The organism is Luteimonas aestuarii (assembly GCF_004357985.1).
Taxonomy (GTDB): Bacteria; Pseudomonadota; Gammaproteobacteria; order Xanthomonadales; family Xanthomonadaceae; genus Luteimonas; species Luteimonas aestuarii.
This window is the reverse complement of record NZ_SMTF01000017.1, coordinates 47,785-72,289: the sequence shown is the minus strand read 5'-3', so window position 1 is coordinate 72,289 and position 24,505 is coordinate 47,785. Positions and strand designations below refer to the sequence as shown.

Below are 24,505 nucleotides of genomic sequence, written 5' to 3'. Positions count from 1 at the left end.
CGTCATCCGCCGGTCGGCAGGGTGCAATCGGCGGGCGCGGGTGCGGCGCGCGGCACGGCCATCAGCGCCATCAGCGTGTCGGCGGCGTGGCGCGACACCTCGCCCAGCAGCGCATCCGGGGTGGTATCGCCGACTTCATAAGTCACCGTGGGCGCGCCGTACTGGCAGTAGGCCCAATTCTTGAACACCGCGCTTGCGGCCGCGGACGGCCGTTCGTCGAGGCGGCCGGGGAAACGCGCCTGCATCGCCGCGATCCAGGCGTGCATCAGCCCACCCTCGGCCCGCGAAGGGTCCTCGGTGACGGTGTAGAGGATGTCCTGGAAGGTGGAATGGAAGTCGATGGCGAACGCGACGTGGCCGCCGCGTGCGAGTTCCGCATCCAGCGCGTCGCGCAACGCGCGCGTCTCCGGCTCGGCGAACGGACCCCAGTCGCGGTTGAGGTCGGTGCCGTTGGCATTCGTGCGCCAGTGGCCTTCCAGCACGCCGTCGGGGTTGAGCTGCGGCGCGACCAGCACGCGCACGCGCTCACGGAATGCGCGCGCCGCCGGGGTGTCGGCCGCCAGTGCTTCGACGAAGCCGGCCAGCGCGCGCGCGCCGGTGTACTCGGGCGGATGCTGGCCGCCAACGACGAGCAGCAGCGGTGCGCCGGGTGCGGCACCGAAGACGAATGCCGGCAGCGGCCGGCCGCGCACCGACCGGCCGATCGTGGTGGTGCCCGTACCGGTGCGTGCGGCGATGCCATCGGCCCATGCGCGCACGTCGCCGGGCAGCCAGGGCACCTGCGCGAAGGCCTGGAGCGTGCTGCCGGGCGACAGTGCCACCGACAGTTGCGCGCGGCCTTCGCCGTCGATGGTGAACTCGCCTTCGGCCGGTTCCCGCCATGGCCCGTCGCCCACACGCAGCTTGGGCACGTAGCGGTGCCGGTAAGCGTGCGGATACGCGAAGTCGAGGTGCAGCGTGCGCGCAGCGTCGGCGTGGACAGCGAAGCCGAACCACGGACTGGGATTGACCGGGTGCGTTTCCGGCGCGCTGGTGACGCGGTAGTGGCCGGGACCGAGGCGTTCGACGTCGGTCAGGCGCGCGGCGGGCGCCAGGTTGTCGAAGCGCAGGCCATCCTCGGCGAAGGCCCAGCTGCGACGTGCCTGCAGGGGCACGGCGCGGCTGGTGTCGATGGCGACTGCGGCATCCGGTGCCGGTGCCGGCACGCTGGAACAGGCGGCCAGCAGGCTTGCGGCCAGCAGCGCCACGCAGGCATGGCGAACAAGGGATGCAAGCCGGTGGCGTTGCAGCAGGGTCATGCGGTGTCCTCGCGCAGCGAATGCAGGGTCGCCGACAGGGTGTCGATGAAGGCCTCGGTCGCTTTCGATGGCGGGCGGTCCTCCAGGTGCACGCACTCCACCTTGAAGCGGATCGGTGGCTCGAACGGGCGGAACACGGTGGAGGCGTCGCTGCTGGCGCGCGCGGTGAACTCGTCCACCACCGCCATGCCGGCGCCGCAGCGGGTCAGCGCCGCGGCGATGTAGAACGTCTGGTTCGACACCACCTCGCGGATCGACACGTTCTGCCGCTGCATTTCCGCCGCGAACAGGTCGCCGACCGGTCCGCTGGTGGTCAGTCCCACCATGTCCTGGCCGTCCAGTTGCGCCAGCGGGACGCTGTCGCCGGCATCGGGCAGGCTGTCGGGCCGGAACAGCAGCATCAGTTCGCCGCTGCCCAGTTCGCGCCGCTGCAGGCGCGGATGGTTGGGCGGATCGTAGGCGACGGCGATGTCACAGGTGCGTTCGTACAGCGCTTCGAACAGGTCGCCGTGGTGCAGCGTCTGCACGTCGAAGGTGACCTCGGGATGCCGCTGCCGGAAGCGGGTGATCGCCAGCGGCGCGGCGTGCAGCCCGAGCGACGGCACCACGGCCAGCCGGATGTGGCTGCCGGCGAGGTTCTTGATGTTGCTGACGGTCTTCTGCAGCGAGGTCAGCCGCTTGAAGATCTCCGACACCTCGATGAACAGCGCATGCGCTTCGTCGGTGGCTACCAGCCGCCCGCGTACCAGGGTGAACAGCTCCAGCCCGAGTTGCGACTGGGTGTGGTGCAGCACCTTGCTGACCGAGGGCTGCGACACGTGCAGTGCACGCGCGGCGGCGCTGATGGAACCGGTGGTGTACACCGCGTAGAAGACTTCGATCTGACGGAATCGCATCGTTCGATCTTAAGCCAGTGGTGCCATCGCACGCGCGCAGGTCATGGACGGCGCGCTTCGCCGTCGCGTCGTGGGTCGGCGGCGCCTTCCAGCACGCCGTTGCGCAGGAACACGCCGTGCAGCCCGGAATCCTCGCCGGCGCCGGGCACGATGCGCACGCCACGCGCGGCCAGTGCGTCGCGCACGTCCGGCGCGAACGCATCGGCCTCGCCGTTGAAGCGGTCGCCGCGTGCGACCAGGTTGGGCAGGTCGATCGCCCGCTGCAGCGGCAGGTCCCAGTACAGCAGGCCCAGCAGGGTCTTGCCGATGTAGGCCGGGATGGCGTTTCCGCCCGGCGAACCGAGCGCGCCGACGAAGCGGCCGTCGTGGTCCAGCACGATCAGCGGCGACATCGACGAGCGCGGGCGCTTGCCCGGCGCGATGGCGTTCGCGGCCGGCAGCGCGTCGCCGGCATCGCCCCACGAGAAATCGGTGAGCTGGTTGTTGAGGAAGAAGCCTTCGGCGCGTCGCCCGGACCCGAAGAACGATTCGATCGTCGTGGTGACCGACACCGCGTTGCCCTGCGCATCGACTATCACGAAATGACTGGTGCCGGCGGGCTCGGCGGTGCGGTCGGCCGCGCGCGTTTGCGCCGCGGGTGGCGTACCGGCTTCGAACGATGCGGCAGCGCGGGTGCCGATCAGGCGGCGGCGCTGGTCGAGGTAGGCGGGGTCGAGCAGGCCGTCCACCGGCACGTCGACGAAGGCGGGATCGCCCACGTAGCGGTCGCGGTCGGCGTACATGATCCGGCTGGCCTCGGCGAACAGGAACCACGCCTGCGGATCGTCCGGGCCGCGTTCGGCAATGTCGGTGCCGTCGAGCAACAGCATCAACTGCAGCAGGCCCACGCCGCTGGCGGGTGGCGGCGGCACGCACAGCACGTAGGCGCGCAGCGGCCGGCACAGCGGCGCGCTGTCGGCGAGGTGGTACGCGGCCAGGTCGTCGACGGTCATGCCGCCGGGATGCGGCCCCTGCCGGGTGCGCGCGACGATGGCTTCGGCCAGCGGGCCGCGATGCATCGCACCGGCCCCCTCGCGCGCGATGCGGCGCAGGGTGCGCGCGTAGTCGGGATCGCGCAGCGTGTCGCCGGCCTGCATTGGCATACCGTCGTCGCGACGGAAGTAGGCCACCACGTCCGGCGCGCTGGCCTGCGGGAAACTGCCGGCGATGTGCCGCGCCAGTCGCGGGGTGATGGCGAAGCCGGATTCGGCGCGTGCGATGGTGCTGTCGAACAGTGCATGCCAAGGCAACTGGCCATGCGCCCGGTGTGCGGCGTCCAGCGCGGCCAGTGCACCCGGCACGCCGGTGGCGCGGCCGCTGAGCATGGCCGTGCCGCGTGGCAATGCCTTGCCGGCAGCGTCGCGCAGCATGGCCGGCGATGCGGATGCCGGGGCGGTCTCGCGCCCGATCCAGGTCTGCACCTGCCGCGTCTGCGCGTCGTAGGCCATCACGATGGCACCCCCGCCGATGCCGGAACTCTGTGGCTCCACCAGTCCCAGCATCGCCTGCACCGCCACCGCGGCATCCGCGGCGCTGCCACCGCGGCGCAGTACATCCAGTCCCGCGTCCACCGCCAGCGGATGCGCGGCGGACACCATGCCGGTCGTCGCGTGCGCAGGAGTGGGTGTCGGATCGCGCGTGGCGGGCGCGACCGCGCACGCGGCCAGCAGCACGCAGGCCAGGCCGAGCAGGACGATGCGCAGCGGTGCCGCGCGAAACGGGATCAGGGGCAGGGAAACAGGTCGCATGGGCCCAGCGTAAGCCGCAGGCCAGGCCGCAAGGCATCACTTTGCATGGCCCGGGGATAACCGGGGGCTATTGGTCGCGGATAGCCCATGGTTATACCCGTCGTCCGCAAACCTGCACGACAAACCGCCGCAGCTGCGACACCCTCGGACGGTCACGCATTGCCGCCGGAGTCCGACATGCCGCGCCCGATCGCCGCCATCCGCCTGCTTTCCGTCGTCCTGCTGCTGTTGTCGCTGGCCGCCCCCGCGATCGCGCAGACCCGGCAGCTGCTGAACTACGAAGAGATCCACAAGCCCGTCGTCGGCCAGCGCGGCATGGTGGTCAGCCAGAACACGCTGGCCAGCGAGATCGGTGCGCAGGTGTTGCGCGACGGTGGCAATGCGGTGGACGCGGCGGTGGCCACCGCGTTCGCGTTGGCGGTCACGCTGCCGCGCGCCGGCAACATCGGTGGCGATGGTTTCATGCTGGTGCACCTCGCCGATGGGAACCGGACGGTAGCGATCGACTACCGCTCGGCGGCGCCGGGGCTGGCGACGCTCGATGCCTATCTCGATGAAGACGGGCGCGTGGTCGATGCCACCGCCGGCTACAAGTCGGCAGGCGTGCCCGGCACCGTCGCCGGGCTGGCACTGGCGCATCGCAACCACGGAAAACTGCCGTGGGCGCGGCTGTTGGCACCGGCCATCGCGCTGGCCGCCGATGGCGTGGTGCTGAGTGCCGACGAAGCCTTCGCGCTCGACTGGGGCCGCGAACGGCTGGCGCGCACGCCCGCGGGGGCCGCGATCTTCTTGCATCCCGACGGCAGCGCGCTGCGTGCCGGCGAGCGCCTGGTGCAGGCCGACCTGGCCTGGTCGCTGCGGCAGATCGCCGAGCACGGCGAGGACGCGTTCTACCGCGGCGAGATCGCGCGCCGGCTCGACGCCGGCATGCGTGCCAATGGCGGCCTGCTGCGCTACGAGGATCTCGATGCGTATCGCGCGATCGAGCGCGAACCGTTGTTCGGCAGCTACCGCGGCCATCGCATCGCGACCATGCCGCCGGCCAGTGGCGGCGGCCTCGGCATCCTGGCCACGCTCAACCTGCTGGAACACTTCGACATGGCGGGCTTCGGCGCCGGTTCGGCGGCGGCGCTGCACCACTTCGCCGAAGCGACCAAACTGGCCTGGCGCGACCGCGCGCGGCATGCCGGCGACACCGGCTTCGTCGAGGTGCCGTTGGCCGGGCTGGTGTCGAAGGAGTACGCCGCGCGGCGCGTGGCGTCGATCTCGTCGACACGCAGTGCGCCGATCGAGACGGTCGAAGCCGGCGACCCGTGGCCGTACGAAAGCCCCGAGACCACGCATTTCTCGGTGGTGGATGCCGACGGCAACGCGGTCAGCAACACCTACACCATCGGTTCGGACTTCGGTGGCGGCGTGGTGGTCGAAGGCACCGGCTTCCTGCTGGGCAACCTGATCGGCAATTTTTCGCTGGCCGCGCAGGCGGCAGGGCGTCGCGAGGGTCGCGCGCAGACCGGGAACGAACTCGCGCCGGGCCGCCGCCCGGTGTCGAGCATGGCGCCGACCATCGTGTTCCAGGGCGACCGCCCGTGGCTGGTCACCGGCAGTCCCGGCGGCAACACCATCCCGGGCACCGTGGTGCAGACGATCCTCGGCGTGGTGGATTTCGGGTTGGGCATCGCCGAATCCGCCACCCTGCCACGCGTGCACCAGGAGATGCGCGGCGAAGGCCAGCTCAACCACGAGCGCGGCGTCAGCCCGGACACGCTGCGCCTGTTGGCCGGCTACGGGCACCGCCTGGAAACCGGCGAAACCATCGGCAGCACGCAGACCCTGCTGCTGCGCGACGGGCGCGTGGAAGGCGCCGCCGATCCGCGGCGCCCGGGCGCCACGGCAGTGGCGGAGTGAGCGGGGTTTCGCGGTGTCGCCGCGCGAGAAGCGGCGCATCCGGACGACGCGAATGCGATGGCGCGGGCATAGCTTGCAGCTATGGGCTGCCTCCAAATCGCTAATGCCTGCGCTTCCTGCGGGCTGATACCGTCAAAACATGACCCGTGCATGACAACGCACATGCCACGGGGTGGTCGATTCCAGAAAAGCCGAGGGGGCTGACACATGAAACGGCATCGCAGAACCGTACTCGCCATGGCCTTGGGCGCCATCGTCGCCGGCAACGGCGCATTCGCGCAGACCGCGCCCACGCAGGACGAGGCAGAGGCCGCGACCACCACCACCACGCGCTCGGCCGCGCAGCTCGACAACGTCACCGTGGTCGGCAGCCGCTTCGCCAGCACCAACGAAGCCGGCATGGCCCCGGTCGCGGTGCTGGACCAGGAGGCCATCGAAGCCACCGGTGCGGTCGATGGCGAGGACCTGCTGCGCAGCCTGCCGCAGGTCGGCGACATGAAGTTCGACAACACCGACGTGGCCGCCAACCTCAACGCCGCGCGCGGCGACGTGGGTTCGATCAACCTGCGCAACATCGGCACCGGCAACACCCTGCTGCTGGTCAACGGTCGCCGCATGGTGCCGCATCCGGGCACGCAGACCGAAGACCTGGTGCCGCGCCAGACCGCCAACATGAACGCCATCCCGCTGTATGGCGTGCGCCAGATGCAGGTGCTGCTGGGGGGCGCGTCGGCGCTGTACGGGTCCGATGCCGTGGCCGGCGTGCTCAACGTGGTCATGGACAGCACCTTCCAGGGGCTGGAGATGCAGGCGCAGTACGGCGGGTCCGAGAACATCGACATGCGTCGCGGCAATTTCAACGTCAAGGCCGGGCAATGGTTCAACGATGGCCGCACGCGCGTCACCCTGCTGGCAGGCCACACCTATCGTTCCGAAGTACCTGCGAGCGAGCACCCCATCACCGCGAACATGGACCGCCGGTACCTGATGGAGGGCACCCCGTTCGAAGGCAATGCCTCGTTCGACAACCGCTTCACCACAAGCGCCTGGGGCGTGTTCCAGACCGTCGGCAACGTGCCGGTGCGCCGCAATGGCGCGCTCGTCACCAGCGCCACGGGCTTCTTCAACATCCAGCCCGCCGAGAACCGCTGCCAGACCGTGTACCGCGATGGCATCTGCATCCAGTCGGGCGCGCAGAACACCACGCTCGATCGCCCCTTGCGCTTCAACGCGATGGAGCAGCGCAACATCCTTGGCGGCATCTCGCGCAGCAACGTGTTCACCACGCTCGAGCAGGATATCGACGACAACTTCGTCGCCTTCGGCGAGTTCAGCTACTACAAGGCCAAGTTCAACGGCATGCGCGAGCAGGCCGCGTCGCTGGGCGCGGCGCCGATGATCGTGCCGGCGTCGAACTACTACAACCCGTTCGGTGCGCTCTACCTGCCGGACGGCACGCTCAATCCCAACCGCCTGTCGGGCATCGACGCGCCGCCGGAAGGCCGTGCCGTGCGCATCACCAGCTACCGCGCCACCGACACGGCGCGTCCGTATGAAGTGCTGGACGACTCCTACCGCTTCCTGGCGGGCGTACGCGGGGACCTCTGGGGCTTCGACTGGGAGAGTGCCATCCTCTACTCGCGCGCCACCACCGAGGACACGCAGTACGGCTCGATCAGCAACACGCTGTTCGCCCAGGCCCTCGCACGCTCCGATGCAAGCGCCTACAACCCGTTCAACGGCGGCGACCTGTCCAACTGGTCCGGGGTGGATGGCACGCCCAGCAATGCCGATGCCATTGCCAGCTTCACGGTCCCGGTGGTGCGGCTGAGCACGGCCAGCCTGTTCCAGGTGGACACGCGCTTCCTGCGCGAGCGCATCTTCAGCCTGCCGGCCGGCGACGTGGGCCTGGCGTTCGGTGCGGAATGGCGTCGCGAGACGCTGACCGACGACCGCGACCCGCGCTTCGACGGCACCATCACCTACACCAACCCGATCACTGGCGAGATCACCAGCGACGTGCTCGGCGCCAGCCCGGCGGGCGACAATTCCGGTTCGCGCAACGTGGCGTCGTTCTACACCGAGTTCGCCGTGCCGCTGGTCTCGCCGCAAATGGAGGTGCCGCTGGTGCGCAGCCTCGACCTGCAGCTCGCGGGCCGCTGGGAGCGCTATTCGGACTTCGGTACCGTCGGCAATCCCAAGGTCGCGCTGGCCTGGTCGATGAGCGACAGCGTGATGCTGCGCGCCAACTGGGCGCAGAGCTTCCTGGCGCCGAACATCCTGCAGCTGTACTCGGAAGGCTCGACCGTCAGCAACACCCGCACCGACTACTACCTGTGCGAGGCCGACCTGCGCGCGGGCCGCATCACCAGCTTCGCCAACTGCGGCCGCTCGTTCAGCACGCAGGCAGACCGTACCGGCAACCGCGACCTCAAGCCGGAAACCTCCGATGCCTATTCGGTCGGGTTCGTGTTCGCCCCGGCCTTCATCCCGCGCGCATCGGGCCGGCTGACGCTGACCGCCGACTACTGGGTGATCAAGCAGGAGGACGTGATCGGCATCTATGGCGAACAGACCCAGCTGGCGCTGGACTACCTGGCACGCATGCAGGGCTCGTCCAACCCGAACGTGGTGCGCTTCGATCCGGACGACACGCGCATCGCCGACTTCGCCGGCACCGGCCTGACGCCGGTGGGCAATGTGTCGGTGGTCAACGACCGCTACATCAACCGCCTGCCGCGCACCACGCGGGGCATCGACTTCGGTGCCACCTGGCGCGTCAACACCGATGCCGCGGGCACCTTCAACTTCAGTGCCAATGCCTCGCGCCTGATCGAACGCACCCAGCAGCCGGCCGAGGACGAAGAGATCATCCTCGCCGCGCAGCAGTCGGGCATCATCAACGACGGCTTCCGCCTCAGCAGCGCGGGCAACCTGCTCGGCATCAACGGCACGCCGGAGTGGCGCGGCACGTTCAACGCGTCGTGGCGCTACAGCGACTGGCTGACCGGCACGCATTTCCGCTACGTCGGACCGTTCGAGTCCACCGGCGCGCTGGACGCGGACGGCAACCGCTTCCAGATCCCCAGCTGGACCACGGCGGACGTGTACGTGGAGCGTCGCTTCCGCGACGTGGGCAACTTCCTCGACGGCAGCCGCATCCGCCTGACCGTGCGCAACGTCACCGACCGCGACCCGCCGATCTCCACCACCGCGCTCGGCTTCTATTCATCGGTGCACAACGTGCTGGGCCGCGGCTACTTCCTCACCGTGACCAAGTCGTTCGACTGAACCCCCGCGCGACGCGCGAGCGTTGGGCGGCCTACGGGCCGCCCTTTTTTGGCGGCACTGAATGCGTGCGTGCCTGTCATCCTGGCGCAAGCCCACTGCGGTCCGGGGAAATGCCTGGGAAGGTGCAGGACGTGCCTGCGGACCTGCGGGAGATCGTGAAGTTGATCCGTCCGGGGTTCGATTTCGAGCGTGGCGGTGCATGGTCGGATCGGGATGTTCGTTCCGTGCGATCGGGTTTGTCCCGGGCCATGGTGCGCGACGTTGCCCTGTGTCCTCGATGGCATCGAACAGACCAAAATACTTCGCCTTCGGCGGGTTCATTTCCTTTAAGAAGCGTCACTGCGAGCACGCAGTGCTCGCGAACGGCGAAGCCGGCCCGAAGGGCGAGCGCCGGAGGCGCGAGTCAAAGCAGCGAACCAAAGAAAAACGCTTTCCCCGATCAGAGCGAACGTTGCGTCGGGTAGAGCGACGGGACTTTCCGCCCCCCCCATCCTGGTTCGATCGGAAAACGCCGCACATCCTTGTGCGGCGCCCTACGGATCTGGACGGTGTCATCGCGATTCACCACAAAGCCTCTAAAGCCATCATCCCGGCTTTCGCCGGGATGATGGCTGTTGGGGTTGTTGATCTATGTTGAGCAGCAACATTGCCGGAAGACCCGCAGGGTGGCTGGCATGGGTGAGCCGATGCGCGCTTGCGCGCGATTGGCGCGCGCATTGGCGAACGCCCGCGCCGCAAGCGCGGGCCGGACCTGGCCGCGAAGCGGACAAGCCAGCCGTTCTTCGACAGGACATGGACGTCCTGTCGAAAAATCCCGCCGAGACCGACAAAACCGGTTAGCTCTGACCGGGGAAGGCATTTCTTTGGTTACTTTCTTGACCGGCTTCGCCGTTCGCTGCGCAGGGTGCCAGCAAGGAAAGTAACCCGCCCTTCAGGGCGGAACGCTCTTGCCTTAACCGGCAGCACCATTCGCTTCGCAGCGGACCAGCAAGGAAAAGTGCCCCGCCGGCCTACTTCCACAGATTGATGAACGTCGTGATCACCAGCGCATTCGAGAAATCGATGAAGAACGCACCGACCAGCGGCGCGACCAGGAAGGCGCGCGGGGCCATGCCGTAGCGCTCGACCAGGGTGCGCATCACCGCCATCGCGTTGGCGGTGGTGCCGAGCATGAAGCCGATGAAGCCGCCGCCCATCACCGCGGCGTCGTAGTCGCGGCCCATCACCCGGAACACCACCACGCAGAACAGCGCCACCAGCGCCGCCTGCACGCCCAGGTTGACCAGCAGCGGCAGCGCCAGGCCGGCCAGTTCCCACAGCCGCAGGTTCATCAGCGCCACCGACAGGAACAGCGCCAGGCAGACGTTGCCGATCAGGTCGGTGGTGGCGGTCGGCAGCTTGATCCAGCCGGTGGCGTCGTCGATGTTGCGCACCAGCGCGCCGACCAGCATCGCGCCCACGTAGGCGGGCAGGGTGATGCCGGTGGTGGAGATCCAGCGGCTGACCCACGCCCCCAGCCACATCGCGATCAGGATCACCACGATGCCCTTGAGCGCGGCGAACTCGCGCTGGTGGTCGGTGTTTGCGGAGGCAATGACCGCTTCGTCCGGGGCGTGGTGGTCATGCGGGCGCGAGGAGACCAGCTGGAACCGGCGGATCAGCACCGTGATCACCGGCCCGCCCAGCAGGCCACCCAGCACGATGCCGGCCATCGCCGAGGCCACCGCGATCGACTCCGCGCCGACCACGCCGGCTTCCTCGAACAGCGGCGCGAACGCGAGTCCCGTCGCCGGGCCGCCGGCCAGCGTGGTCGAGCCGGCCAGCACGCCGAACAGCGGCGGCAGGCCGAAGCCGCTGGCGACCAGGATGCCCACCAGGTTCTGCACCACCGCGAAGCCGCTGGCCAGCAGCAGGAACACCAGCACCTGCCTGCCGCTGATCTTCAGCAGCGACAGGCTGGCGTTGAGCCCGATGCTGGTGAAGAACGCGATCATCAACGGCGCCTGCAGGCTGGTGTCCAGCGTGAACAGCGTGGTCTCGCGCGCATACGCGGCCCAGGCGACCAGCGCCACCACCAGCCCGCCGATCACCGGCGGCGGCAGGTTGTAGCGGCCCAGCACCGGGATCCAGCGACACAGGCCGTAGCCGAGGAACAGGGCGAGGCCGGCGAAGGCGAGGGTCTGGACCGCGTCGAGTTGCAGCATCGGCAAGGGTGTCCTGTGGTGTGCGGGCGGCGGCGTGGCGACCGCCGTCGTGGTTCAGGGGCAACTGCCTGCCGGCGGCACGTGGCGCAGCACGCGCCCGGCGCGCACGTCGGTCGCTTCGCCACCATCGATCGCAGGCACGCCGTCGACCAGCAGGTACGCCACGCCGGTCGAGAGCACCCGCGGGTTGGCATAGTCTGCCTTGGGCGCGAAGGTTTGGGGATCGAACACCACCACGTCGGCGAACTGCCCGGCGCGCAGGAAGCCGCGGTCGCGCAGGCCCATGATCGTCGCCGTCAGCCCGGTGGAGCGATGGATGAAATCCTGCAGCGTGATCACGCCCTCGCTGCGCACGAAGCGCGCGTACTTTTCCGGGAAGGTGGCGTACTGGCGCGGGTGGCCGTTGCTGCCGTCGGACGCGGTGACCACCCACGGCTGCTGCATGAACAGGTCCACGTCGGCCTTGTCCATGTTGAACGAGGCCACGCGCTGCGAACCGCCCGGACCTTCGATGCCGCCTTCGGTGAGGATGCGCAGCGCGGCCTCCACCGGATCGAGGTTCCACTCGGTGGCCATGTCCTGCAGCGTGCGCCCCGACCACGGGAAGCCCTGGCTGGTCAGCAGCAGCGCGCCAGGCCCGCCGCGACGGCGCAGGTTGTCGGCCATGTCGGCGCGGATGCGCGCGGCGTCGGCGGGATCGTCCAGCCGCGCGAACAGGGCGGCGCGCCCGCCGTCCACCGCCCACGGCGGCAGCAGCGTGGCGCCGAATCGCGTGCCCGACGCCAGCCACGGGTACTGGTCGGCGGTGACCTGCAGGCCCCCGGCGCGCGCGCGTTCGACGCGATCGATCACCGCCGCCGCCTGCCCGTGCACGTCCAGCCCCAGCGCCTTGATGTGCGCGATGTGCACCGGCAGCCCGGCCTCGCGGCCGATGGCGATGGCTTCGTCGATCGAGGCCAGCAGGCCGATGTCGTAGGACGACTCGTCGCGATGGTGCGTGTCGTAGCGGCCACCGCGCGTGGCCGCTTCCCGCGCAAGCGCGATCACTTCCGGGGTGTCGGCAAAGCCCTGCGGCGTATAGAACAGCCCGGACGACAGGCCGAACGCGCCCTCGCACATGCCTTTCGCCACCAGCGCACGCATCGCGTCGAGTTCGGCCGCGTCCGGCGCACGCGCATCCTGTCCCAGCACGCGCGCACGCACCGGGCTGACGCCGACATAGGACGCGATGTGGGTGCCCGTGCCGTGGCGTTCGAACCAGGCGTGGTCGTCGGCGACGTCCGGCGTGCCGCCGCCGTCGACGCCGATGAAGATCGTGGTCACGCCCTGGAACAGCCACGGCAGGTTGCGCCGTGCCGCGGGATCGTCGGAACGGATGTAGCTGTCCGGGTGCGTATGTGGATCGATGAAGCCCGGCGCGACCACCAGCCCGGTGGCATCGATCGTGCGTCGCGGTGCATGGCGTCGCCCGGCGTCGGGCCCCACGGCCACGATGCGTCCGCCGTCGACCACCACGTCGGCGACGCGGCCGGGGGCGTCGCTGCCATCGAACACCAGTCCGCCGGACAGCAGCAGGTCCACCGGCGTGCGCGGGGCCGGCGGGCCGCCCGCGCAGGCGGCAACCATCAGTGCGGTGGCCAGCAGGCCACAGGACAGGGCGATGCGACGGTTGCCGGCCGCCGTCATGTCGCCGTGGCGGCGTGGCGAGGCGCGGTGTCGCCTGGCTGCGTCGCCGCCGACAGGCCGCCGCCCCACAGCGCGGGCGACGGCGGCTGCAGCAGGCCATCGCGCCGCGTGACGCCGCCGGCATGGTCGTCGCGCAGCCACAGCGGGCCGTCGAGGTCGACGAACTCTGCATCGCGCGCCACGTGCAGCGCGGGCGCCACCGCCAGCGACGAGCAGATCATGCAGCCGACCATGATGCCGAAGCCCTGCGCGCGCGCCGAGGCGTGCAACTCCATCGCGGCGCTGAGGCCGCCGGTCTTGTCCAGCTTGATGTTCACCACCTGGTAGCGGCCGCGCAGGCGCGGCAGGTCCTCGGCGACATGGCAGGACTCGTCGGCGCACAGGCGGATGCGCGACTCGAACCCGAGCAGGGCCTCGTCCATGCCCGCGGGCAGCGGCTGTTCCACCAGGTCCACGCGCGCCTCCTGCAGCGCCGGCTGCAGCGATGCCAGCAGTTCCAGCGTCCAGCTTTCGTTGGGGTCGACGATCAGCCGCGCGCGCGGCACCTGGCTGCGCACGGCACGGATCAGCGTGGCCGGGTCTGCATCGGCCACCTTGATCTTCACCAGGTCCAGGTGCGCGAGCTGCGCGGCGGCGCGCGCCATCCGCTCCGGCGTGTCCAGGCTGACCGTCTGCGCGCTGTGTATCGCGGACAGCGGCGTGCGTCCGAGCAGGGTGGACACCGGCGTGCGGTGGCGCTGCGATTCGAGGTCCCACAGCGCGCAGTCCAGCGCATTGCGCGCCGCGCCCGGCGGCAGCAGGGATTGCAGCTGGCGTCGGTCGAGCCGCGCCGCCACGGCGCTGCGCGCCAGTTCGACCTGTTCGATCACCGAGGCGGTGGTTTCGCCGTAGCGCGCATAGGGCACCGCTTCGCCGCGGCCGACGCGCGCACCGTCGCGGATGGCCACCACCACCACGTCGGCGGCGTCCTTCACGCCGCGCGAGATGCGGAACGGCGTGGACAGCGGCCAGTGGACGGCTTCGACGGTCAGTTCGGGAAGCATGCGATCACATGGTCGACGATGCGGGACACGCCGTGGCGCACCGGATCCTGCGCCGGCAGGCCCAACTGGTCCTCGGCGCTGCGGCAGGCGCGCTCGGCGTCCTGTTCCGACATCCGCGCCGTGTTGAGCGCGATGCCGACGAAGCGGGCCTCGGCATTGGTCAGGTGCGCCGCGGCGAGGTTCGCTTCCAGCGTGGCCTGCAGGCTGGGCACGGCGTAATGCGGCAGGCCGCGCATGTGCGCGCGTCCGGGTTCGTGGCACAGCACCAGCGCGTCCGGCTGCGCGCCGTGCAGCAGGCCGATCGACACGCCCGCGTACGACGGATGGAACAGCGAGCCCTGGCCCTCGATCAGGTCCCAGCCGTCGTCGTCGCGCGCGGGCGACAGCCATTCGATGCCGCCGGAGATGAAGTCCGCGACCACGGCGTCGATCGGAATGCCGTGGCCGGCGATGAAGATGCCGGTCTGGCCGGTGGCGCGGAAGTCCGCGGCCATTCCGCGCGCCCGCATCTCCTTTTCCAGCGCCAGCGTGGTGTACATCTTGCCGGTGGAGCAGTCGGTGCCGACGGTGAGCAGGCGGCGGCCGGCGCGCGGCAGGCCGTTGCCCACCGGCGTGGGCGGCGGGTTGCGCGCATCGAACAGGCTGCGGCCGTTGCGGCGTGCCGCCTCGACGATGCGCGGCTGCGAGTCGAGCCGCTGGTGCAGCCCGGAAGCGACGTTCATGCCCGCGTCCAGCGCCGCCACCACGTGCTCGATCGTGCGCTCGTCCATGCGTCCGCCGGCATTGGCCACGCCGACGACCATGGTGTTGGCGCCGGCGGCCCGCGCCTGCGCGAAGTCCAGGTCGGTGATGCCCAGCGTGGTCTTGCAGTCGCGGTCGCGGAACTGGCCCACGCACAGCTCCGGCCGCCAGAAGGCCAGCCCGCGCGCGGTCTTGCCGGCCAGGTCGTCATGCGCATTGCCCAGGTACAGCAGGAACGGCGCCGGCCACGTGGATGCCGCGGCAGGCTCGACGGGAAGGGGGAGGGGTCGGGACATCGGCGGTCGGTCCTGGTTTGCGGTGGCGGCGGATGGGGTGCGCATCCACCTTAGGCAACCGGCCGCGCGCGCACCATTGAAAAGACACCCGACGGACATAACCGCAGGCTATGCGTCGTCATCCTGCCATCGGGCAACGCTTAGAATGCGCGGCATGCGCCGTCATCCCACCCTCGCTTGAACCTGCCCCCGGCCGCGACCGACGCCGCGCGGCTGGGCGCGATCGGCTGGCGGACCGCCGTCGATCCCGAGTGGCAGGCCTTGCTGGACGCGCATCCGGCCGCAACCCCGGCGCGCGTGGTCGAACAGCACCGCTCCGGCTATGTCGTGGCCACCGGGCCCGGCGAGGGCGTGGCGGTGGAGTCGCTGCCCGAATGGCAGCGCCCCTCCGGCTACCGCAAGGGCACGGTGTCGCCCGAGGAGCGGCCGGCGGTGGGCGACTGGGTGCTGGTCGAGGACGGCAAGCGCATCGTCGCCCTGCTGCCGCGGCGCGGTGCGATCAAGCGCGGCGCCGCGGGCGAGCATTACAGGCAGCAGCTGATCGCCGCCAACGTGGACGTGGTGCTGGTGGTGTGCGGGCTGGACGGCGATTTCAATCCGCGCCGCATCGAACGCTACCTGCTGCTGGTGCAGGGCAGCGGCGCGACGCCGGTGCTGGTGCTGACCAAGGCCGACCGGCCCGACGCCGATGCCGCCGCCGCGCGCGAGGCGCTGGCCGGCATCGAAGCGCAGCACGTCGCCGTGGTGGCGGTGAATGCGAAGGACCCGGCGACGGTCGATGCGCTGGCGCCGTGGCTGCGGCCCGGCGAGACCGCGGTGCTGGTCGGCAGTTCCGGCGCCGGCAAGTCCACCGTCACCAACACCCTGCTGGGCATCGAGAAGATGAAGACCAGCGCGGTGCGCGAACACGACGCGCGCGGTCGCCACACCACCACGCACCGCGCGCTGATCGCACTGCCGTCGGGCGCGTGCATCATCGATACACCGGGCATGCGCGAACTCAAGCCCACCGGCGAAGAGGAAATCGCCGATGGCGGTTTCGGCGACATCGAGGCGCTGGCGGAAGCCTGCCGGTTTCGCGACTGCGCGCACCAGAAGGAGCCCGGTTGCGCGGTGCGCGCCGCGATCGAGCGTGGCGAACTCGACGAAGCGCGGTTTGGCAACTACCTCAAGCTCAAGGACGAAATCGCCGCCGCGTCCGACCGGCTGGCGTCGCGCCTGGCCGACAAGCAGGGCGCGAAAGTGCAGACCCGCGCGCTGCACAAGCGGCCGGACGACAAGTACGGGAAGCGTTGACGGCGCATCGCGTCATTCCCTCGCCGACAGAAGCTCCAATGCCTTCGCCAGCGCCGGGTCACGGCCTTCTCGGATCGCGGCCCAGTCGTCGGCCACCTGCACGTCCGGTGCCACGCCGGTCTTCTCCAGCAGCGCGCCATCGGCGGTGGTCATCACCAGCATGCCGACGTGCAGCAGGCCGCCGTCGGGAAGGTCGATGCCGCGCGTGCCGACCACGGCACCGCGCGTGCGCTGGCCGACGAGCGTCGCGCGCCCGGTCTCGTGCAGGCGCGCGGCCAGCAACTCCGCCGAACTCGATGTCGCGGGCCCCACCAGCACGACCATGGGTCCCGTGTAGACCGTCGCGGGTGGGCGAGCGAACAGGCGTCGATTCACCAGCCGGCCCTCGAGCACCGCGAACGACTGCCGGTCCTCGTGGAAAAAGGCGTGCGCAAGCGCGGCCAGGTGGACCAGGCCGCCGCCATTGCGGCGCAGGTCGAGCACCAGTCCCGGCGGCGGATCGGCGGCAAGCGCGACCATCTGTTCGAGCAGCCAGTCGTGCGTGGCGCGATCGAAGTCGTCGAAGCGCAGGTAGCCGATGCCATCGCCCAGCACGCGTGCTTCGCGCCTCGGCAGCGGCGGCATCGAGCGTGCGGTCAACGCGAACGCGTGCTCGGTGCCGTGCTCGTCGGCGAACACCAGCCGGTCCGTGCGCCCGTCCTCGGCGGGCGTCGCGGCACGCGCGGGCCGGCCATCGACGCTCAGCAGCTGCCAGCCCGGCAGGATGCCGACCGCGGCGGCGGGGCTGTCGGGCAGTACCATCGCGACGATGTAGTCGTCGCCGGCCATGGTCAGCACCAGGCCGTAGCCGGCACGCTCCTCGCCGGCCTTGCGCGCCTCGACGCGCTCGCGCACGGTCGGCGCCAACGCGTAGCTGTGGTCGTCGTCGAGCCGCTTCAGCAGCGTGCCCAGAGTGGCGTAGAGGTCGGCCTCGTCCACCTGTGCCAGTGCATCGTCGCGTTGCGCGCGCGCTTCGCCGGCGAAACCGGCGCGGTCGAAATCCTTGCGGTAGAACAGCCGGTCGACATGGCGCACCGTGGCGTCGTACACGCGTGCGTTGAGCGCCGCGCGTTCGGGCGAGGCATCCGGCGGCTGCTCGGCGGGTGGCAGGTGGCCGTCCCTGGCATACGGCACGCTGGCGCAGCCGGCCAGCGCGGACAACAGGACCAGGGCAAGCAGCAGGCGATGCAATGCGGGCATGCGCCGAGCCTAGGCCAATGGCGGTACTTGCGTCGAGCTGTGCAGTCCGCGGCGGGCGTCGCGACGGCATGCGACACTGCGCGCATGGATGCCACCACCATCCTCGTCGCCGACGACCATCCGCTGTTCCGTGCGGCGGTACTGCATGCGTTGCGCGATGCGCTGGACGGCGTGCGCGTGGTCGAGGCGGCCAGCGTGTCGGCGCTGATCGAAGCGCTGGAGCGCGAGGTGCAGATCGACCTGGTGTTGCTGGACCTCACCATGCCCGGCGCCCGCGGCCTGTCGTCGCTGGTGCACCTGCGCGGCGAGCGCCCCGAGGTGCCGGTGGTGGTGATCTCGTCCAACGACCATCCGCGCACCATCCGCCGGGCGCAGCAGTTCGGCGCGGTGGGGTTCATCCCGAAATCGTCGCCGGCCGAATCGATCGGCGAGGCGGTGCGGGCGGTGCTCGACGGCGGCGACTGGTTTCCGCCGCTCACCGCGGAACGCTCCGATGCCGACGCCGAACTCGCCACCCGCCTCGCGCAGCTCACGCCGCAGCAGTTCCGGGTGCTGCTCAGCCTCGCCGACGGGCTGCTCAACAAGCAGATCGCGCACGAACTGGGCCTGGCCGAGAACACGGTGAAGGTGCACGTCACCGCGATCCTGAAGAAGCTCGGTTGCCACAGCCGCACGCAGGCGGCGGTGATGGTGAAGGCGCTGGAACCCGAAGGCGAGGCGTAGGGCGGGCCTCGGCCCGCCATTGAAAACCCGGCCATCACCAAGCGTGGCGGATCGCCCCCATCCCGGGATTCCTGCTTTTTCGCCCATCATTCCCGCTGGACCCGACATTCGTCTGTCGAGAGCTGTGAGACTGACGGCGACAGGGATGCCAGAAGCCAATTCCCTTTGAGGCACTCACGCCGCGCGCAACAACAATTGCGACATCAGCGCCCGCAGCGCCGGCGGCCGCACCGGCTTGGGCAGGTAGTGCCAGCCGCGGTTGCGGGCGAGCGCCTGTGCGGCGTCGCTGCGGTCGCCGGTCAGCAGGATCACCTGCGTGGTGCTGCCCCAGGCGGCGACCAACGCGGCGAACACGTCGGGCCCGCTGTCTTTGCCAAGGTGCAGGTCCAGCAACACCAGGTCCGGCGCATCGCCGCGCCGCGCCGCGCTGCGCGCCGCGTTGGCACCCGCGGCCAGCGGCACGTTGCAGCCCCAGCGCTCCAGCATCGCGCGCGCGGCGGCGCAGCTCTGGGCATCGTCGTCCAGGCACCACACGGTGCAGCCCTGGAGCGGGGATGTCGTCGCGGACGCCGGGCCGGCATCGGTCGCCGCGGGTGGCGCCTGCACGGGCACTGCCTGCGCGCGCGGCACGGTCACCGAGAACACGCTGCCCGCGCCGATGCGCGAGCGCAGGCCGATGCCGTGCCCCAGCAGGCGCGCGATGCGATCGACGATGGCCAGTCCAAGCCCGGAGCCGACGCTGTCGCCGCCGTCGTCCAGCCGCCGGAACTCCTCGAAGATCTCGCGCTGGCGCGAACGCGGGATGCCGGGACCCGTATCCCACACCTCGATGCGCACGTCGTCGCCGGCGCGGCGGCAGCCGAGCAGGATGCGTCCGCGCGGCGTGTAGCGCACCGCGTTCGACAGCAGGTTCTGCAGCACCCGGCGCAGCAGCGCCTCGTCGCTGCGCACCGCCAGCCGCGTGGGCACGTGGCGCAGGGTCGACCCGCGGGCGGTGGCGAGGATGCCGAACTCGCGCGCCAGCGCATCGAGCAGGGGCGCCAGTGCGAAGTCGCGGATGTCGACCTGCTGCGTCCGCGCTTCCATCCGCGAGATGTCGAGCAGGCTGGTGAGGATGGCGTCCTGCGAGGCCAGCGCCGCGTCGACGTGCCGCGACAGGTCGCGCTGTTCGCCGTCCTGCAGCCGCGAGCGCAGCGCGGACAGGAACATCCGCGCGGCGTTGAGGGGTTGCAGCAGGTCGTGCACCGCGGCGGCGACGAAGCGGGTCTTGTAGCGGTTGGCCTCCACCGCATCCTGCCGCGCCTGCTCCAGGTCGGCGGTGCGGTCGGCGATGCGCCGTTCCAGCGCGTCGGCTAGCGAGCGCAGTTCGCGCGCCGCGGCCTTGTAGCTGGTGATGTCGGCGTAGCTGGTGACGAAGCCGCCGTCGGGCAACGGGTTGCCGCGGATCTCCAGCACGGTGCCGTCTTCCTTCTCGCTCTCGCGCGTGTGCGGCGTGCCGCTGCGCAGGTGCTCGAGGCGGCGCTGGATCGCGTCCTCCACCGGCCCGGGGCCGAGCAGGCCGCGCTGCGCGTTGTAGCGGAAGACATCCTCGATCGGCCGGCCGACCTGGATGAAGTCGGGCGGGAAGCGGAACAGCTCGACGTAGCGCCGGTTCCACGCCGCCACCCGCAGGTCGGCATCGATGATCACCACGCCTTGCGGCAGATGGTCGAGCTGGCGGCTGAGCCCGCTGTCGGCGCCCTGCGCTGCTTCCAGCAGGCCGTCGCGCGCCGAGCGCAGTTCCCGCGCGTGTTGCTGCACCAGTGCCTCCAGCTCGGCGCGACTGCGCAGGCGCAGCGCGACCATGCGCCGGCGCTGCACCATGAACATCGCCAGCAGCACCGCGGCCAGCCACGCGATGCCGGCGGCCGTGGCGGCCTGCCGAGCCGCGGCGGCCACCGGCGGGCCGACGTCGCGCAACAGGTGCAGGGTCCAGCCCGATTCCTGCAGCGGGGCGCTGGCCCACAGTTGCTCGCCTGCGCGCGCGGGGGCGTCGATCCGCACCAGCCGCGCATCGTCGGCCAGCGTGGTCCGCACGCTGGCCGACATCGGCTGCAGTGGCTGCAGGCCGTATTGCCGCGTGTCGGCCATCCCGCGCCGCGTCGCCGCGTCCAGCGGCCGCAGCGTGCGGTAGCGCCAGTCGTCCTCGGTGGCCAGGAAGATCACGCCGTGCGTATCGCTGACCAGCATGGTGCCGTCCAGGCGCAGCCACTCGCGCTCCACCGCGGACACCTCGATCTTGATCACCACCACGCCCAGCGGTTCGCCGGCGTCGTCGCGGATCAACTCGGACAGGAAGTACCCGGGCACGCCCGTGGTCACGCCGATGCCGTAGAAGCGGCCGTGGCCCTCGCTGAAGGCCTGTCCCACGTAGGGGCGGAAGCCGTAGCGCTCACCGACGTTGCTGCCCGGTTCGCGCCAGTTGCTGGCGGCGATGGCGATGCCGTCGCGGTCGATCAGGGTCAGCGTGGACGCGCGCGCGGTGTGGTTGGCCTCCTCGAGCCGCCGGTTGAGGCGTTGTTGCAGCGCGTGGTCGAGCGGCCCGGCGACGGCGGCGCGCAGCTCCGGGTCCAGTGCCAGCACCTGCGGCAGGGCGCGGTAGCGGTCGACCAGCTGCTCGAGCGCGCGCGCGTGCAGGTCCAGCTGCTGCCGCGATTGCGTCGCCTGCTGCGACAGTTCGCGGCGCTCGCCCCAGCCGTGCGCCAGCATCGCCACCAGCCACATGCCGCCCAGCGCAAGCAGGGAGAAGGGCAGCCATTGCCGGACGATGCGGGACGGACGCATGGCGGCAGTGTAGTGGCCGTGGCCGGGCGGCGGCCCTAGTACCAATGCGTTATCGGCGATTCGCCGGTGCCCGGGGTACAACGATCCCAGCCTCCCGCCAGCGCCCTGTGCACGACCGTGCGCCGCGTGCCGTGCGGGACACGTATCCGAGGGAGGAGCCGCACCATGCACAAGACCCATCGCCACGCGCGCACCGGAGGCACCGTTGCCGTCGCCATCCTGGCCGCATCCATCCAGATGGCGCTGGCGCAGACGCCGCAGCCGGCGGATCCGCCCGCCGCATCCGGCGTCGCCCAGGACGATCCGTCCGCCAGCGAGCGCGCGGCCAACCTCGACAGCGTGGTGGTGGTGGGCTCGCACATCCGCGGCGCGCCGACCACCGACGCGTTGCCGGTGGTGGTGCTGGGCGCCGAGGAGATCGACGCCGCCGGCGCCATCTCCGGCGACGAACTGCTGCGCACCATCCCGCAGATGGGCGACGTACTGTTCGACGCCTCCAACAACCCGCAGACCAGCAATGCCGCGCGCGGCGACGTGAACTCGGTCAACCTGCGCTCGCTGGGCGTGGGCAACACCCTGGTGCTGCTCAACGGCCGCCGGCTGGTGCAGCACCCGACCAGCCAGGGCACGTCCGACACCGGCACCGTGCCGGTGCAGAGCTTCAACTCCAACGCGATCCCGGTCTCGGGCCTGGACCGCATGGAGATCCTGCTCGACGGCGCCGCGGCGATCTACGGTGCCGATGCCGTGGCCGGCGTGGTCAACACCGTGCTGCAGACCGACTTCGATGGCGTCACCCTGGGCACCCGCTACGGCACCGCGGAAGGCACCGGCATGGACGAGTGGGAGTTCAATGTCTTCGCCGGCAAGAACTTCGAACGCGGCAACGTGTCCGCGTTCCTGAACTACGTCGATCGCTCGGAGCTGTGGGCATCCGACCAGGCATTCACGCAATCCGACGACCTGCGCCCGCTGTTCGCCGACCATCCCGACTTCGCCGGCGTGACCGCGCTCGACGGGCGCTCGTCGCACACCCCGTGGGCGCGGACCAGCCTGGGCGCTCGCCCGGTGGTGCGCTCCAATGGCGTCGCGGTCACCAATGCCGCGGGCGCCTTCCACGTCAAGCCGTCCGCAGGCTTCGGCGCCTGTGCGGTCGGCTTCGGCGACGGCCTGTGCCTGGGCACCGGCAACACCAACTACAACACCACCCACCGCGACCTGCGCTACGACACCCGCCACGAGACCACGGTGCGGCCTTCGGTGGAACGCTTCAACGCGTACCTGACCGGCCGTTACGAAGTGACGGACACCGTGGAAGCCTTCGGCGAAGTCGGCTTCTACCGCGCGGTGAGCGAAGCGGTGCAGCCGCCGGTGGTGAACCTCAACAGCCTGTGGATCCCGGCCAGCAACTACTGGAACCCGTTCGGCCCCACCACGTTCGCCGACGGCTCGGCCAATCCCAACCGCCTGCCCGGCCTGACCGGCGTGCCGGTCGAGGGCCTCCCGGTGCAGTTGAGCAACTACCGGTTCGTCGATACCGGGTTCCAGCGCGTGCACGTCGAGAACTACCAGGCGCGCTTCCTGGCGGGGCTGCGCGGCAACTGGAACGGCTTCGAATGGGAAACCGCGCTGACCTATTCCGAGGCGGAAGCCAAGGACACGTCCCCCAACGTCAACATGACCGCGCTGCAGCAACAGCTGGCACTGTCCACGCCGGATGCCTACAACCCGTTCAACGGCGGCTGCGTCGCGACCACCAGCTGGGGCGACTGCACGCCCAGCTCGCAAGCGGCGATCGACGCCATCACCTTCGACCTCGTGCGCGAGTCGCGGACCACGCTGACCATGGCCGACTTCCGCATGAGCCGTGGCGACCTGTTCACGCTTCCGGGCGGCAATGTCGGCATCGCGTTCGGCGCAGAGGCGCGGCGCGAGACCCAGCACGACGACCGCGACGCGAACCTCGACGGCACCATCACCTTCGTCGACATGGTCACCGGCGAGACCAACCTCAGCAACGTCGCGGCGGTCAGCCCCAACCCGGACACGCGTGGCTCGCGCAACGTCGGTTCGGCCTACGTCGAGTTCGCGCTGCCGCTGGTGTCGCCGGAGATGGGCGTGCCGTTGGTGCACAACCTCAACATGCAGGTGGCCGGCCGCTACGAGCACTATTCCGATTTCGGCTCGGTGGCCAAGCCCAAGGTGGCGGTGGCCTGGGACCTGGTGGAAGGCGTACGCCTGCGCGGCTCGTACTCGCAGGGCTTCCGTGCGCCCAACCTGGAGCAGACCAACGCCACCCAGTACGCGCGGCTGGCCAGCGGCGTGGACTACATCCGCTGCGAGGCCGACCTGCGCGCCGGGCGCATCGCATCGATGACGGCCTGCGGCCAGAACACCTCGGGCGTGTCGCTGCTGGTCGCCGGCAATCCGGACCTCGAGCCGGAGGAGAGCACCAACACCTCGTTCGGCCTGGTGCTGCAGCCGACGTTCATCCCCGAACAGTTCGGCCAGTTCACCTTCACCGTGGACCGCTGGAAGATCCGTCAGGAGCGCATCGTCGGCCTGCTGGGCGCGCAGGCGGCGCTGATCGTCGACTACCTCGACCGGGTACAGGGCGGCGCGAACGAACTGGTGGTGCGCGATGCGCCGACGGTGGAAGACGTCGAGTTCTTCGAGGGCACCGGCATCGCCCCCGTGGGGCGCGTGACCGCGATCAACGACGGCTTCATCAACCTGCAGCCGCAGACCGCCGGCGGCCTGGACTTCGCGTTGAACTGGAACAAGCGCCGCACGCGCTTCGGCAGTTTCAACGTCAACCTCAACGCGACCCGGCTGCTGGAGTTCACGCGCGACCCGGGCGACGTGATCAACGAGTTGTATGCAGCGCGCGAGGCCGGCACGATCAATCCGCTGACCCCGCTGCCGGATCCGAGCCAGTTGATCGGCCAGAACGGACGCCCGAAGTGGCGGGGCACCGCCTCGTTCACCTGGAACAAGGGACCGTGGCGCACCGGCCTGTCGTCGCAATACATGAGCTCGTTCGAACAGCCCGGCCTGCTGGGCGCCTCGGGCGCGCCGTGGGTGGTCGACAGCCGGCTGGTGCACAACGCCTACGGCCAGTACCGCTTCGCCGACGGCACCGCGCTGCGCCTTGGCGTGCGCGACCTCACCGACGAAGGCCCGTCGCTGGCCGACAACGGCTACCGCGGCTCGCTGCACAACCCGTGGGGACGCTACTGGTATGTCAACCTGAGCAGGTCGTTCTGATCGGGAG

General features: G+C 70.3%; 14 protein-coding genes. 5 read left to right on the top strand and 9 right to left on the bottom strand.

Annotation, left to right across the window (positions count from 1 at the left end):
• Nucleotides 1-2: 2 nt before the first annotated feature.
• Genes E2F46_RS15435 through E2F46_RS15425 form a run of 3 tightly spaced genes read right to left on the bottom strand, consistent with a single transcriptional unit; the run spans nt 3 to nt 3,981 of the window.
• Nucleotides 3-1,298, bottom strand: a complete 1,296-nt coding sequence (locus E2F46_RS15435) for a M14 family metallopeptidase (RefSeq protein WP_133323479.1) — start codon at nt 1,296-1,298, stop codon at nt 3-5.
• Entirely contained in the window at nt 1,295-2,194 is a 900-nt protein-coding gene (locus E2F46_RS15430; protein ID WP_133323478.1) for a LysR family transcriptional regulator, read from the bottom strand. Before E2F46_RS15430 ends, E2F46_RS15435 begins: the two co-directional genes overlap by 4 nt.
• 41 nt (nt 2,195-2,235) lie before the next feature.
• A complete protein-coding gene (locus E2F46_RS15425) occupies nt 2,236-3,981 on the bottom strand; it encodes a gamma-glutamyltransferase family protein (protein WP_133323477.1) in 1,746 nt (581 codons plus the stop codon).
• A 177-nt stretch (nt 3,982-4,158) separates the two neighbouring features.
• Here E2F46_RS15425 and ggt point away from each other — a divergent pair, with 177 nt between their 5' ends.
• Both ggt and E2F46_RS15415 read left to right on the top strand, forming a co-directional pair.
• Nucleotides 4,159-5,889, top strand: a complete 1,731-nt coding sequence (gene ggt / locus E2F46_RS15420; protein ID WP_133323476.1) for a gamma-glutamyltransferase — start codon at nt 4,159-4,161, stop codon at nt 5,887-5,889.
• A gap of 237 nt (nt 5,890-6,126) precedes the next feature.
• On the top strand, nt 6,127-9,180 hold the full coding sequence (locus E2F46_RS15415) for a TonB-dependent receptor plug domain-containing protein (protein ID WP_165967499.1): 3,054 nt from the start codon (nt 6,127-6,129) through the stop codon (nt 9,178-9,180).
• A gap of 1,010 nt (nt 9,181-10,190) precedes the next feature.
• On the opposite strand, the gene gltS is transcribed toward E2F46_RS15415, so the two are convergent.
• Genes gltS through dgcN form a run of 4 tightly spaced genes read right to left on the bottom strand, consistent with a single transcriptional unit; the run spans nt 10,191 to nt 15,150 of the window.
• Nucleotides 10,191-11,384, bottom strand: coding sequence for a sodium/glutamate symporter (gene gltS, locus E2F46_RS15410; protein WP_133323474.1), 1,194 nt, complete (start codon nt 11,382-11,384; stop codon nt 10,191-10,193).
• A gap of 54 nt (nt 11,385-11,438) precedes the next feature.
• Nucleotides 11,439-13,070 (bottom strand): N-acyl-D-amino-acid deacylase family protein, encoded by a 1,632-nt coding sequence (locus E2F46_RS15405; RefSeq protein ID WP_207949610.1) that lies wholly within the window; start codon nt 13,068-13,070, stop codon nt 11,439-11,441.
• Nucleotides 13,067-14,113 (bottom strand): N-acetyl-D-Glu racemase DgcA, encoded by a 1,047-nt coding sequence (gene dgcA / locus E2F46_RS15400; RefSeq protein WP_133323473.1) that lies wholly within the window; start codon nt 14,111-14,113, stop codon nt 13,067-13,069. Before dgcA ends, E2F46_RS15405 begins: the two co-directional genes overlap by 4 nt.
• On the bottom strand, nt 14,098-15,150 hold the full coding sequence (gene dgcN, locus E2F46_RS15395; RefSeq protein WP_133323472.1) for an N-acetyltransferase DgcN: 1,053 nt from the start codon (nt 15,148-15,150) through the stop codon (nt 14,098-14,100). The genes dgcA and dgcN overlap by 16 nt, the downstream gene beginning before the upstream one ends.
• A 183-nt stretch (nt 15,151-15,333) precedes the next feature.
• Here dgcN and rsgA point away from each other — a divergent pair, with 183 nt between their 5' ends.
• A complete protein-coding gene (gene rsgA, locus E2F46_RS15390) occupies nt 15,334-16,446 on the top strand; it encodes a ribosome small subunit-dependent GTPase A (RefSeq protein WP_425599842.1) in 1,113 nt (370 codons plus the stop codon).
• Between the two features lie 12 nt (nt 16,447-16,458).
• On the opposite strand, the gene E2F46_RS15385 is transcribed toward rsgA, so the two are convergent.
• A complete protein-coding gene (locus E2F46_RS15385; protein WP_133323470.1) occupies nt 16,459-17,685 on the bottom strand; it encodes a S41 family peptidase in 1,227 nt (408 codons plus the stop codon).
• 84 nt (nt 17,686-17,769) lie between these two features.
• Here E2F46_RS15385 and E2F46_RS15380 point away from each other — a divergent pair, with 84 nt between their 5' ends.
• Entirely contained in the window at nt 17,770-18,408 is a 639-nt protein-coding gene (locus tag E2F46_RS15380; RefSeq protein ID WP_133323469.1) for a response regulator, read from the top strand.
• Nucleotides 18,409-18,582: 174 nt separating this feature from the next.
• On the opposite strand, the gene E2F46_RS15375 is transcribed toward E2F46_RS15380, so the two are convergent.
• Nucleotides 18,583-21,231, bottom strand: coding sequence for a PAS-domain containing protein (locus tag E2F46_RS15375; RefSeq protein ID WP_133323468.1), 2,649 nt, complete (start codon nt 21,229-21,231; stop codon nt 18,583-18,585).
• 165 nt (nt 21,232-21,396) lie between these two features.
• Here E2F46_RS15375 and E2F46_RS15370 point away from each other — a divergent pair, with 165 nt between their 5' ends.
• A complete protein-coding gene (locus E2F46_RS15370) occupies nt 21,397-24,498 on the top strand; it encodes a TonB-dependent receptor plug domain-containing protein (protein ID WP_133323467.1) in 3,102 nt (1,033 codons plus the stop codon).
• The last annotated feature ends 7 nt before the right edge of the window (nt 24,499-24,505 follow it).

Coding starts and splice junctions, on each gene's coding strand:
- E2F46_RS15435 (WP_133323479.1), bottom strand. CDS start 1,298: ATGACCCTGCTGCAACGCCACCGGCTTGCATCCCTTGTTCGCCATGCC.
- E2F46_RS15430 (WP_133323478.1), bottom strand. CDS start 2,194: ATGCGATTCCGTCAGATCGAAGTCTTCTACGCGGTGTACACCACCGGT.
- E2F46_RS15425 (WP_133323477.1), bottom strand. CDS start 3,981: ATGCGACCTGTTTCCCTGCCCCTGATCCCGTTTCGCGCGGCACCGCTG.
- ggt (WP_133323476.1), top strand. CDS start 4,159: ATGCCGCGCCCGATCGCCGCCATCCGCCTGCTTTCCGTCGTCCTGCTG.
- E2F46_RS15415 (WP_165967499.1), top strand. CDS start 6,127: ATGGCCTTGGGCGCCATCGTCGCCGGCAACGGCGCATTCGCGCAGACC.
- gltS (WP_133323474.1), bottom strand. CDS start 11,384: ATGCTGCAACTCGACGCGGTCCAGACCCTCGCCTTCGCCGGCCTCGCC.
- E2F46_RS15405 (WP_207949610.1), bottom strand. CDS start 13,070: ATGACGGCGGCCGGCAACCGTCGCATCGCCCTGTCCTGTGGCCTGCTG.
- dgcA (WP_133323473.1), bottom strand. CDS start 14,113: ATGCTTCCCGAACTGACCGTCGAAGCCGTCCACTGGCCGCTGTCCACG.
- dgcN (WP_133323472.1), bottom strand. CDS start 15,150: ATGTCCCGACCCCTCCCCCTTCCCGTCGAGCCTGCCGCGGCATCCACG.
- E2F46_RS15385 (WP_133323470.1), bottom strand. CDS start 17,685: ATGCCCGCATTGCATCGCCTGCTGCTTGCCCTGGTCCTGTTGTCCGCG.
- E2F46_RS15380 (WP_133323469.1), top strand. CDS start 17,770: ATGGATGCCACCACCATCCTCGTCGCCGACGACCATCCGCTGTTCCGT.
- E2F46_RS15375 (WP_133323468.1), bottom strand. CDS start 21,231: ATGCGTCCGTCCCGCATCGTCCGGCAATGGCTGCCCTTCTCCCTGCTT.
- E2F46_RS15370 (WP_133323467.1), top strand. CDS start 21,397: ATGCACAAGACCCATCGCCACGCGCGCACCGGAGGCACCGTTGCCGTC.